This window comes from Intrasporangium sp., assembly GCF_036566125.1.
Lineage (GTDB): Bacteria > Actinomycetota > Actinomycetes > Actinomycetales > Dermatophilaceae > Intrasporangium.
In genome coordinates this window covers 1-12,024 of sequence record NZ_DATCWX010000287.1, presented here as the reverse complement: position 1 = coordinate 12,024, position 12,024 = coordinate 1, and the positions used below count along the sequence as shown (strand labels likewise).

Sequence of the window (12,024 nt, the reverse complement as noted above, 5' to 3'; positions counted from 1 at the left end):
CGGTGTGGCGGCGGGTGTGGCAGCCGGCGTGGCGGCGGGTGTGGCAGCCGGCGCGGCAGCTGGCGTGGCACCCTTCGGCTTGGTCGCCTTGGGCTTGGCGACCGGAGTGGGACTTGTCACGACCGCGAAGGCGAGGGACCGGCTCGCCGGGTAGGCGGTCCCGGAGATCTTGCCGGTCGCGATGTCGATGTGCGCACGCTCGTTGGACCGGACCAGGCCGAGCTGGCTCGCCTTCTGGGCCAGTGCGCCGCTCGCGGAGGCACCGTCGATCTCCTCCTGGAGGTTGCCGGCGGCTTCGCTGAGGAGGAGGGACTCGCGCTGCAGCTCGCCCAGCTCGATCGAGCCCTTGGCCAGTGCGGTGTTGAGCACGAGCAGGGCGATGAGCCCGGTGACGAGCAGCGTGACGCAGATGGCCGCGAAGGCGCCGCTGCCCGTCGTCGTGATGCGGGCCGGGATGACTCGCAGCGGTGCCGGTGTCGGACCGCGCCGCGGGGCACGCGCCGGGGACCGGAGCGGTCTGGCGGTCGCGGTGGCCTGGCTCATCGGACGGCTCCTTTCCTGTGTGCACGCCTGCTCGTGGTGGCGCGGCTCGTTGGTGCCTGGCTCGGTGTCGCCCGGCGCTGGACGGCTGTGGTCGCCGTGGTCCCGGTGTCGCGGATTCGTTCGACGGCCCGGAGCTTGGCCGAGGCGGCTCGCGGGTTCGCGAGGACCTCGGCGTCGTCGGGCTCCTCGGCCCCGCGGGTGAGGGCACGGAGGTAGGGGGCGTGCTCCGGCAGCTCGACGGGCAGCCCAGGTGGCGTGCTGGAGGTCGTCCCTGCGGCGATCGCGCGTTTGGTCAGGCGGTCCTCCAGCGAGTGGAAGGAGAGGGCTGCCATACGACCACCAACCGCGAGGACGTCGATGGCGGCCGCGACCGCGCGCGCCCAGCCGCCGAGCTCGTCGTTGACCTCGATCCGCAGGGCCTGGAACGTCCGCTTGGCGGGGTGGCCGCTCTGGCGCTGCGACGCAACCGGGATGACTCGACGGAGCAGCTCGACGAGGCGTGCCGACGTCGTGAACGGCTCCGTCGCCCGTTCCCGGACGATGGCCGTCGCGATCTTGCGGGCGAAGCGCTCCTCCCCGTAGTCGCGCAGGATGCGAGTCAGCTCTTCCACCGGGTATTCGTTGAGGACGTCGGCCGCGGTCAGACCACTCGTCTGGTCCATCCGCATGTCGAGCGGTGCGTCGACGCGGTAGGCAAAGCCGCGGTCCTCCTCGTCGAGCTGGAGCGAGCTGACCCCGAGGTCGAACACGATCCCGTCGACGTGCTGGAGGCCAGCAGCGAGCACGACCCGAGCGATCTGGTCGTTCGTCGCGTGGACCGCCGTGAAGCGGTCCCCGAACCTGGCGAGGCGCTCCCCCGCGAGCGCGAGCGCCTCGCCGTCACGGTCGATCCCGATGACGCGGCACTGCGCGAACCGCTCGAGCACCCCCTCTGCGTGGCCGCCCATGCCGAGCGTCCCGTCGACGTGCACGGCGCCTTCGCGGGACAGGGCCGGCGCCAGGAGATCGAGGATGCGGTCGCGCATGATCGGGACGTGGCGTTCGTGCGCCTGTCCTCGGTCGGTCATGCTCGTCCCTCTCTCGCATGCCCCCTGCGCTGGAAGCGCGTCGGCGGCCGGTGGTGCCAGTGGTTCTGATGGTGCTGGTGTGACTTGTGGGGCAATAGGGGTGCGCTCTGCGAGTGGAGGGAGGGGAGCCGAGCGCCTGATGGAGTCTGGTGGGGTCTGGTGGCACTGGGGGTGTCGACGTGCGGGCTGGTCCCCATCCGCTTCCCCGCCCGGGACGGGGGAAGTCGTCTCGGGAGCGGAGCGGCTGGAGGCCGGCGCGCAGGTCTGCAGGGCGTTGGTCGTGCGCCCGGAAGAGCGCTCAGAAGAGTCCGGGGATCACCTCCTCCTCGGTCTCTGCGAAGCTCTGCTCCGTCTCCTCGAGGTAGGCGTTCCAGGCCACGGTGTCCCAGACCTCGAGCCGCGACCCGGCACCGATGACGGTGACCTCGCGGTCCAGTCCGGCGTACTCGCGCAGCTTGGCCGGGATGGTGAAGCGGCCCTGCCTGTCCGGCACCTCGTCAGACGCGCCGGACAGGAAGACGCGGCTGTAGTCCCGCGCCTTCCGGCTCGTCATCGGCGCCTGGTGCATCTGCTCGGCGACCTTGACGAACTCGTCCATCGGAAAGATGAACAGGCAGCGCTCCTGCCCCCGCGTCACGACCAGGCCCCCCGCCATGCGTTCGCGGTACTTGGCGGGCAGGAACAGCCGGCCCTTCTCGTCGAGCCGAGGCGTGTGCGTCCCGAGAAACACAGGTCCGCCACCTCCCCTACGTCGACCCGTCGGCGTCCCCACTGCCTACCTTGGTGCTCCACCATACTCCACTTTGCTCCACCGTCAACGAAGGAAACCCCGTCACCAGTGCCTTCTTGGCAGTGTTTTCGCACGTCAAAGGCGGTGGAGCGAAGTGGAGGTGTATGCCGCTGAGCTCGCCCCGCACGCAAGGTTCCCTCCGCGCGGGGCGAGCTCAGCGGCATACGGCAGGGTCGTTTCTGGTGCATCTTTCGTGCTGAGACGGCCCATGGAGGCTATTTGCGTGACGCTCGCAACGACTCGGGGTGACACTGGTGGAGGAAAGTGGTGCACCCGTTCGACGCCGGTGGGGTAAGAACATCTCCATCCGGTCACGACCGTCCGCTCACTTCCGGCGCCGCGGCCTGATGGGAGAAGATCACGTGACGTCCACGTCGCCTCACGCAGACTCTGGTGCCTGGCGAAGCGGACACGACGCGGGAGCACACCGGACCATGGACGGTTCCCATCAGGGACAGACGGAGGACAGCGTGACGACGGACACCACCGGAACGGAAACGACCGAAGATCTCGACCTCGTCAGAAACGTGGCGGATCGGCTCTTCGGCGCGATGACGCGCGTCATCGAGGGCAAGCCGGAGGTCGTCCGGACCACCATCACGGTCCTGTTCGCGAGTGGACACCTGCTCATCGAGGACGTGCCCGGTGTGGGCAAGACGATGCTCGCCAAGACCTTGGCCAGGTCGATCGACGCATCGGTCCGACGCATCCAGTTCACCCCCGACCTCCTGCCCAGTGACGTGACCGGCGTCAGCATCTTCAACCAGGACGCCCGACGGTTCGAGTTCCGTCCAGGCGCCATCTTCGCGAACGTCGTCGTCGGCGACGAGATCAACCGGGCTTCGCCGAAGACCCAGTCCGCCCTCCTCGAGTCGATGGAGGAGCGGCAGGTCACGGTGGACGGCCCGACGTACCCGCTCAAGGCGCCCTTCATCGTCATGGCGACCCAGAACCCGATCGAGATGGAGGGCACCTATCCCCTCCCCGAGGCCCAGCGGGACCGCTTCATGGCGCGAATCTCGATGGGGTACCCGTCGCCGCGGGCAGAGCTGACGATGCTCGACAGCCACAGCGCGCAATCACCGCTCGAGCACCTCAGTGCGGTCACCGATGCCGAGACCATCAACCGCGTCGTGGCCGCCGTGACGCAGGTGCACGCCAGTCCGGCGGTGCGGCAGTACATCGTCGACCTCGTCACCCGGTCGCGCTCGACCACGTCGCTGCGCCTCGGGGCCTCGCCGCGTGCAGGGCTGCACCTGCTCCGGGCGGCCCGGGCACAGGCCGCCCTCGAGGGACGCGACCACGTCATCCCGGACGACGTCCAGTCGCTGGCCGTCGCCGTGCTCTCCCACCGGCTCATGCCCTCGAGCGAGACGCAGCTCGCGAGGCGGACGACCGCCGAGGTCGTCACCGACCTGCTGCGGCAGGTGCCGGTGCCGTCCAGCACCCGGTGAGACCGAGATGCGTTCGCTTCGAGGACTGCTCACGACGAGAGGACGCGCCTTTGTCGGCGCGGGTCTCACGCTCTCGCTCGCGGGCATCATCTTCGGGTTCCGGGACCTGACCCGCTTTGGCGTCCTGCTCGTGGCACTCCCCTACATCAGCGCCCTCCTCGTGCGGACGCGCAAGACGCGGATGCGCATCGAGCGACACATCTCGCCGGACCGGATCACCGTCGGCCAGGACGCACACGTCGCGCTCGCCTTCGAGAACGTCTCGACGAACACCACGCCGGTCTTCCTCGCGGAGGAGCGGCTCGACTACGTTCTCGGCGACCGCCCGCGGTTCGTCGTCGGTCGCATCCCGCCCGCACGCGTCCGGATCATCGACTACACCGTTCGGTCGCACCTGCGCGGGCGCCACCACCTCGGGCCGCTGGCCGTGCAGGTCCAGGACCCGTTCGGCCTCGCCACGCGCAATGCGGTCCTGGAGGGGACGGCCGACCTCGTCATCCTGCCCCAGGTCCACCCGTTGTCGGCCAGCCGCCAGCCGAGCTCCGGCGTTGGGTCCGAAGGAGAGCTGGCCCACCTCATCGCCCTTCATGGCGAGGACGACGTGACCATCCGCGAGTACCGCGACGGCGACGACCTCCGCCGGATCCACTGGCCGGCCACGGCCCGGACCGGCGGCCTCATGGTTCGCCAGGAGGACCGACCAGCCCAGCGCCGCGCCGTCGTCCTGCTCGACCCCCGTCCCGACGCGCACGGCGGCAGCGGGGCCACCGGCTCGTTCGAGTGGGCCGTGTCCGCCTGCGCGTCCATCGCCGCGCACCTGTGCGAGTCCGGCTATGCCGTTCACCTCGTCTGCCCCGAGACCGTCGACAGTGGGCGGGTCGCCGACACCCTCCAGATCGACGAGATCCTCGACGTCCTGGCCGTCACCGCGCTCCGCCCGAAGTCGACCGAGGACCTGCTGCTGCGCGCGGCCCAGGGACTCGCCGCCACGGGCGGCTTCGTCGTGGCGGTCGTCGGTCCACGCGGCCACGAGGTGACGGGCCGGCTCGCCAGCCTGCGCCAGCCCGGCACGACCGGTCTGGCCCTCGTCCTCGACTCCCGCGCCTTCGGGCAGAGCCCCGTGACGGCTGATGGTGGCGGAACCCTCGGCCCGGACGAGGTAGAGCCCCACGTCGACGCCCTCCGGCTCGCTGGCTGGCGCGCGATCGCCGTCGGGCGCGACGAGGACGTCCCCCGCGCCTGGGCGGTGCTCACCGCCGCAACCGTGGGAGGCGTGCGATGACGCGCCGCCGATGGCGGATCACCGTCCTGGCGGCCCTGGCGACGCTCGCGGCCGTCTACCCCATCACCAGCCTGTTCACGAGCGCGAGGTGGCTCTCGGAGGCGATGCTCGTCATCGGGTTGACCGCCGCCCTCGGACTCCTGCTCCGAGGACTGACGCGGTCGCGACTGCTCATCGTGCTGGTCCAGCTCGTCCTCGTGCTCTACGTCGTGCTGCTCCGCTTCACCGGCGACACCTTCAGCTACGGCATCCCAACGGCACGGACCGTCGAGCTGGCGAACTCGCTCGGGCTCGAGGCGATCGAGACGATCCAGCGCAACTCCGCGCCCGCGCCGCTCTCCGATGGGGTCGCCTTCTACCTCGTCGCCGCCGTCGCTCTCATCGCCGTGCTCGTCGACGCGATGGCGGCGACCTGGCGCGCGCCCGCTGCGGCTGGGCTCCCCTTGCTCACGGCCTATCTCATCACCGCCGCCAACGGCAACGCCGCCTCCGCGGTGCGCTACTTCGTCGTGCCAGTCGCGCTCTGGCTCGTCATGCTGCACACCACGGCCCGGGCGACCTTCGGCCGGTGGAGCACGACGAGCATCAGTGACGTCACCGGAGGTGAAGCGAGCTCCGACAACGCATCCGCCCTGCGGGCGCTGACGGGTGGCGCGGCCAGGCTCGGCGCCCTCGCTGTCGTCGCGGCCCTGGTGGTCCCGGTGCTGGTGCCGCACTTCCCGCCCCACTACCTGACGGACGGTCTGGGTCGCGCGCCGGGATCCGGGGGTGTGGGAACAGTCGGCTTCAACGACACGATCGACCTGCGCAACAGCCTCGTGAACACCGACCAGACCCCGATCCTCCGGTACACCTCGACCGGGCCGGCCAACGTCCCGCTCCGGGTGGTCGCCACCTCGTTCTACTCACGCGGCGAGTGGCGAGTCGCCGGGCGGACTGGGCAGGGCCCCGACCGGCCGGTGCCACTGCCCCCGCAGTCGGACCGCCGCGAGTACATCATGACCGTGAGCCACAACGTCCTGAAGGCGCCGAGGCTGGCTGCGCCGTATCCGGTGGTGACGCCGGACATCTCGGGAACCGCCTTCAGGATCGACCCCGTGACACGGGACATCCGGGTGGACCGGACGGTTGACTCGTACCAGGTCACCTATGCGGACGTGAACCCTCCGGTCTCGAAGCTGCGCGCAGCCGGAGCGCCCACCTCCCCCGACATCCTTCCGGAAGACCTCGAGATCCCAGATGTTGCGGCCGGGCTGGTCCACAGGTGGTCCGACGATGTGACCGCTGGCGCGACCACCGACTACGACCGGGCCGTCGCGATCCAGAGACATCTGCGCGACACGACCCGGTACACGTACAGCCTCGATCTCGGCGAGCCACCGAGGAACGACAACGGCCAGGAGCTCGACCCGATCACGGCGTTCTACCAGACCCGGCGCGGCTACTGCACCCAGTTCGCGACAGCGATGATCATGCTGGCCCGAGCCCAAGGGATCCCGGCGCGGATGGCCATCGGGTTCATCCCGGGCACCCGTGACGGCAGCTCCAACATCGTTCGGGCCTCGGACGCGCACGCCTGGCCCGAGCTGTACTTCGAGGGCTCCGGCTGGTTGCGATTCGAGCCGACCGCCTCACGATCCGGGCCGCCGGCCTACTCGGTGCCCGGTCAGATCACGCCGACAGATGGCGCGACAGCACCCGGCGCTTCGGCCACCGGCACGGCCACCCAGACGAGGACCGAGCGGCAGTTCCAAGAGGGTGAGAATGCCGGCTCATCGGCGACGACGTCCTGGGTCGCCCAGTGGCTGACCGGCATCAATCTCGTCATCCTCATCGCCGTTCTCGTCGTGGTGCTCGGCACCTTCCTCATGCCGCTCACCGCCTGGGTCGTCCGCAGCCTGCGCCGGCGTCGCGCCATCACCCGCCAGGACCTCGTCGAGATCGAGTGGGACGCCCTGATTTCGCACTTCCACGACCTCGGCCTGTCCGCGCCACCGGGAGCGACGCTACGGTCTGCCCGCGAGCGCTACATCACCGACGGGCACCTCGACGACGCGCACGCGTCGGCGATGCGACGGGTCACGGCAACCCTCGAACGGGCTCGCTACGACCGGCCGGAGCGCACCACTCCCGAGCAGACGGTGGAGCTCCATCGGGACATCCGCTCGATCCGTCGACAGGTGGCGAGCACCCGCTCGTGGACGACCCGGGTCACGTCCTTCCTGTGGCCCACTGAGGGCGTATCGGTGTGGCGTGAGCTGACGGGTCGGCTGGGACGGTTCCTTCGCCGACGCGGATAGGGCGCTCAGACTGCGGACGCATGCCGGTCAGGGCGCTCCTCCCGCCGCAAACCTCTGGGACCTTCGCCGCTACGGCTGTGCCCGGCATGGTCACGACGGCGGCGGTCGACATCAAGCAGGCCTCCGGTGGTCTGGCCGAAGGCTGCGACCCAACTGGAGAAGAAGGAGCGGGCCAGGCGCCGCGATGAGCGCCTGACCCGCACCAGCGTCGAAATCGGCGGCGTCAGTCGAGGTAGTCACGGAGCACTTGGCTGCGGCTGGGGTGGCGCAGCTTGCTCATCGTCTTGGACTCGATCTGACGGATCCGCTCACGCGTAACGCCATAGACCTTGCCGATCTCGTCAAGCGTCTTCGGCTGGCCGTCGGTGAGCCCGAAGCGCATCGAGACGACACCTGCCTCTCGCTCGGAGAGCGTGTCGAGCACCGAGTGCAGCTGCTCCTGGAGCAGGGTGAAGCTGACCGCGTCAGCCGGAACGACGGCCTCAGAGTCCTCGATGAGATCACCGAACTCCGAGTCGCCGTCCTCGCCGAGGGGCGTGTGCAGCGAAATGGGCTCACGGCCGTACTTCTGCACCTCGACGACCTTCTCGGGGGTCATGTCGAGTTCCTTGGCGAGCTCCTCCGGGGTGGGCTCGCGACCGAGGTCCTGCAGCATCTGCCGCTGCACGCGAGCGAGCTTGTTGATGACCTCAACCATGTGGACCGGAATGCGAATGGTCCTGGCCTGGTCGGCCATGGCGCGGGTGATCGCCTGCCGGATCCACCAGGTCGCGTACGTGGAGAACTTGTAGCCCTTGGTGTAGTCGAACTTCTCGACCGCGCGGATCAGCCCCAGGTTGCCCTCCTGGATCAGGTCGAGGAAGAGCATGCCCCGGCCGGTGTATCGCTTGGCGAGCGACACGACGAGGCGCAAGTTGGCCTCGAGGAGGTGGTTCTTCGCCTTCTTCCCGTCCTGAGCGATCCACCAGAGCTCGCGCTTGAGCTTCATGTCCAGCTTCTCGCCCGAGTTCAGCGTCTCCTCGGCGAAGAGGCCGGCCTCGATCCGCTTGGCGAGCTCGACCTCCTGTTCAGCGTTGAGCAGGGCGACCTTGCCGATCTGCTTGAGGTAGTCCTTGACCGGGTCCGCCGTGGCGCCGGCGGTCACCACCTGCTGAGCGGGGGCGTCGTCCTCGTCGTCGTCCCGGATGACGAAGCCGGACTCTTCCTCGGCCTCCTGGGCCTCGGGCTGGGCCGTGGCTGCGGCGGGGGCCTTCTCATCGTCCTCATCGTCCGTCTCGGTTTCGGCGACTTCGTCGGGGCTGTCCACGTCGGTGACCTCGACCTCTTCGAGCTCGCTCTCGACGGCCTCCTCCGGCTCGGCCTCGTCCTCCTCCACGTCGGCGGCGGTCCCGTCGGCCTGTGCAGCCGTGCCCTGGGCCGCCTTGGCGCTCTTGGCGGCCGTGGACTTGGCCGCCTTCTTGGCCGTCGTCTTCTTCGCCGGGCTGGCCGCCGCCTTTGCGACCCCTGCGTTGGTCGTCGCCTTCTTCGCGGTGGCCGCCTTGGTCGCGGCCTTCGTCGTCGACTTGCCAGCCTTGGCGCCAGCGTCCTTCGGGGCTTCGCCCCTCTTGGCCGGCTTGGCGTTCGCATCTGCCTCGCTCGCGCCGGCCTTGGCGTCGCTGGCCGCACCGGTCGCGAGCGAGTCAGGCTTGGTCGCCGACTTGGTCGTCCTGCTGGTTGTGGTCCGGGTCGCGGTCTTCGCGGCCGCGGCGGTCGTCTTGCGAGCGGTTGCCACAGTGCCTCCCTTGCTGCCTCTGCGGGTGTTGGTACTCGGTGCCGCGGTGTCCACCACGATCTCGATGTCATTCGCCTCGAGAGTCGTCAGCACCGGTTTCATCTGCCTCAGGTCGAGCTGGGCGGCCACCTGCGCCTGGGCGATCTCGGAGCCAGTGATCGTTCCCGTGGCGCGGCCCTTGACGAGCAGCTGCATGATCGCGTCGTTCTGAAATGCTTTCGGAAGCGTGGTGGGGCTTGCAGCTGGGGTTGCCTTCGGCACGGAGGACGTCACCTTTCGGTCGCACGGGAGGTCGTCGTTCTGCTGCCCGGCGCTCGGGCATGCATTATCAACGAACGAGGATGGGGATTCGCTCCGGAAGTGCTTGGCCTGTCGGAGTCGACTCCTGCGTCGATCTCTCGGTGCGCCTCGTGCGATCCGGCTCAGTGGACATTATAAAACGCCGAAGGGGTCGGCGGGTAAACGAGTTCACCGCCGACCCCTCTGAACGAGTGCCGATGTGCGTCTCACGCGCTGCTGCGCTGTCACCAGTGACGGACTTCCGGGTCACCGGCGCCCGGGCCTGCCCCGGTACCCGGTCGCGCCCGGGCTCAGTCCGCCTTGACGGCAAGCACCGGGCAGCTCGCGTCGAGCAGGATGCGCTGGGCGTTGGAGCCGAGGATGAGCTTGCCAACCGGACTGCGCCGACGCAGGCCGATGACGATGAAGTCTGCCTTCTCCTGCTCCGCAACGGAGATCAGGTCCTCGGCGGGGTCATTGCCGCGGACGAGCTGGCGCACCTCGTGCTCGAGGCCCCTCTCCTGCAGGACTCCCTTGATGCGGTCCAGCTCGCTCTCGAAGCGGGCGGCCTCGTCGGCATCGAAGTCCCTACCACCTCGGTGCGAACTGATGACGACGAGTTTCGTGCCGCGCAGCACGCACTCCTCGGCCGCTCGCTTCAGTGCGGCGCGACCTTCCTTGGTCGCGACGTATCCAACGACAATGGCCACTGTGCCCGGACCTCCTTGGGACGGAAATGTCTGTGCTCGGACGCTACCCGAAAATGGGCGGTGCAGGCGGGCTCCCGGAAGGCGCGTCGAGGTCAGCTGATGGTGACTTCTCCCACGCCGCGATCCGACGCCAGCGCCGCCCGGATGATCCCACCGACCTGGTCGTCCTCGATGAGGAAGCCGTCATGACCGTACGGCGAGCTGATGTGCGCCCGCACCGACGTGGGCAGCAGATCATGCAGCTCGTCAGACAGCTGGGGCGGGTAGAGCCGATCGGTGTCGACCGAGGCGATGGTGCACTCCGCCTTGACTCGGGAGAGCGCGACGGGCACCCCTCCGCGGCCCCGACCGACATCGTGGGAGTTCATCGCCTCGGTGAGGACCAGATAGGAGTTGGCGTCGAACCGCCGGGCCAGCTTCCCCGCGTGGTGGTCGAGATAGCTCTCGACCGCGAAGCGGCCCCGGTCACCGGACCTCAGCGGGTCCTCGCCCAGCTGGGCATCGCGGCCGAAGCGCTCGCCGAGCTCGGACTCGGTGCGATAGGTGATGTGCGCGATACGACGTGCCAGGCCGAGGCCCGCCTCGGGCGACCGGCCGGTGCGGTAGTAGTCGCCACCGGCGTAGTCCGGGTCCTGCCGAATGGCGAGCAGCTGCGGCTGGCACCAGGCGATCTGGTCCGCCGTCGCGTAGGCCGTGCTGGCGAGCACGATGCTGCGGTCGACCCGGTCGGGATGGGAGACCGCCCACTCGATGGCCCGCATTCCCCCCATCGACCCGCCGACCACTGCCGCCAGACGCGTGACGCCCACGTGCTCGAGCAGGCGGGCCTCGACGTCCACCTGGTCGCGAATCGTCACGTAGGGGAAACGGCTGCCCCATTCCCGCCCATCCGGTGCGATGCTCGACGGCCCAGTCGTGCCCTGACAGCCGCCGAGGACGTTGGCGGCCACGACGAACCACGAATCGGTGTCGATGGGACGGCCCGGGCCGATCAGCCCGGGCCACCAGCCCGGCGACGGGTGGCCCTCACCGGCGTCCCCGTCGACGTGGCTGTCTCCCGTCAGGGCGTGCTCGATGAGCACGACGTTGTCACAAGTGGCGTTGAGGGTGCCCCAGGTCTCATACGCAACCGTCACGTCACCGATCGTGCCCCCGCGCTCCAGGCCCACATCGCCGATCTCCGCGAACTTGCGCGACCCCACAGGGTCCCCCTGCCGCCAGGCCCCACCGGCCCGGGCAGGCGCCAGGGGCGCAGCGAAGCCGTTTCGGACCCGTCCTTGCCATCGGCGCGTCAGTCGGGTCGAGGTCTGATGGCTGTCGGTCATCGTCAAGGTCGGCTCCCTGTACTCGCGCTTGCGCGCACCGGTGATGGTGCGGCCAGGTCCTCACCCGGGGCACCCCACCGCGACGGAGGGTTGCCGACCAGCGAGCCGGGGCTTGGCGCTGGTACTCATGACCTGGGCCAACTGTACGTCACCCGGTGGCCGACTCCCTTGTCCTCGTCCACGGTGTGAACACCGGCAGTGGGCTGTCCGCGGGAGTCAGGCGGCCGGCATCCGCAGACCGTGGTCCAGGCTGAGCCGCATCAGCCGAGCCAGCTTGTGGTGCGGCTCGATCTCGAGGGCGAGGTCGACACACATGCCGGCCTTCGTGCCGTCACCGCGCCACCAGGCATGGGACGCTGCGATCGTCAGCACCGGCGCGGCGAACCGGGCCGGCGTGGCCCGGCACAGGGTCTCGAGGGCGTGCTCGACCCGGCGGTCCTCGCACGGGAAGTCGTCGACACCTGGAGCACCTTCATCGTCGGCCGGGGCCTCCACGCCCTGCC

General features: G+C 69.5%; 10 protein-coding genes and 1 riboswitch. Of the genes, 3 read left to right on the top strand and 7 right to left on the bottom strand.

Translation table 11 applies throughout. From position 1 onward, the window contains the following. From ftsL to mraZ, 3 genes are all read right to left on the bottom strand, one after another. On the bottom strand, positions 1 to 543 hold a 543-nt coding region (gene ftsL / locus VIR15_RS17455; RefSeq protein ID WP_331930063.1), incomplete at its 3' end, for a cell division protein FtsL. Continuing rightward, on the bottom strand, positions 540 to 1,610 hold the full coding sequence (rsmH, locus tag VIR15_RS17450) for a 16S rRNA (cytosine(1402)-N(4))-methyltransferase RsmH (RefSeq protein ID WP_331930061.1): 1,071 nt from the start codon (positions 1,608 to 1,610) through the stop codon (positions 540 to 542). The genes rsmH and ftsL, both read right to left, overlap by 4 nt. Positions 1,611 to 1,908: 298 nt before the next feature. Then, entirely contained in the window at positions 1,909 to 2,340 is a 432-nt protein-coding gene (mraZ, locus tag VIR15_RS17445; RefSeq protein ID WP_331930059.1) for a division/cell wall cluster transcriptional repressor MraZ, read from the bottom strand. A gap of 530 nt (positions 2,341 to 2,870) precedes the next feature. Between mraZ and VIR15_RS17440 the strand changes: the two genes are divergently transcribed. Genes VIR15_RS17440 through VIR15_RS17430 form a run of 3 tightly spaced genes read left to right on the top strand, consistent with a single transcriptional unit; the run spans position 2,871 to position 7,436 of the window. Beyond that, positions 2,871 to 3,854 (top strand): AAA family ATPase, encoded by a 984-nt coding sequence (locus tag VIR15_RS17440; RefSeq protein ID WP_331930058.1) that lies wholly within the window; start codon positions 2,871 to 2,873, stop codon positions 3,852 to 3,854. Positions 3,855 to 3,861: 7 nt separating this feature from the next. Beyond that, on the top strand, positions 3,862 to 5,136 hold the full coding sequence (locus tag VIR15_RS17435; RefSeq protein ID WP_331930056.1) for a DUF58 domain-containing protein: 1,275 nt from the start codon (positions 3,862 to 3,864) through the stop codon (positions 5,134 to 5,136). After that, positions 5,133 to 7,436 carry a transglutaminase TgpA family protein gene (locus tag VIR15_RS17430; protein WP_331930054.1) on the top strand — a complete coding sequence of 768 codons (2,304 nt, stop codon included), beginning with the start codon at positions 5,133 to 5,135 and terminating at the stop codon, positions 7,434 to 7,436. The genes VIR15_RS17435 and VIR15_RS17430 overlap by 4 nt, the downstream gene beginning before the upstream one ends. Before the next feature lie 223 nt (positions 7,437 to 7,659). Here the strand turns inward: VIR15_RS17430 and VIR15_RS17425 are convergent, their stop codons facing one another. The 4 genes from VIR15_RS17425 to VIR15_RS17410 form a co-directional block, all read right to left on the bottom strand. Then, the gene (locus VIR15_RS17425) at positions 7,660 to 9,402 is read right to left on the bottom strand and encodes an RNA polymerase sigma factor (protein WP_331930052.1); all 1,743 of its coding nucleotides are present in this window, start codon (positions 9,400 to 9,402) and stop codon (positions 7,660 to 7,662) included. A gap of 395 nt (positions 9,403 to 9,797) precedes the next feature. Then, a complete protein-coding gene (locus VIR15_RS17420; RefSeq protein WP_331930050.1) occupies positions 9,798 to 10,196 on the bottom strand; it encodes a universal stress protein in 399 nt (132 codons plus the stop codon). A gap of 92 nt (positions 10,197 to 10,288) precedes the next feature. After that, positions 10,289 to 11,521, bottom strand: coding sequence for a homoserine O-acetyltransferase MetX (metX, locus tag VIR15_RS17415; protein ID WP_331930048.1), 1,233 nt, complete (start codon positions 11,519 to 11,521; stop codon positions 10,289 to 10,291). A 19-nt stretch (positions 11,522 to 11,540) separates the two neighbouring features. Further along, positions 11,541 to 11,654: riboswitch (SAM riboswitch) on the bottom strand. A gap of 83 nt (positions 11,655 to 11,737) precedes the next feature. Beyond that, the coding region (locus tag VIR15_RS17410; RefSeq protein WP_331930046.1) for a DUF4192 family protein at positions 11,738 to 12,024 on the bottom strand (287 nt) is incomplete at its 5' end.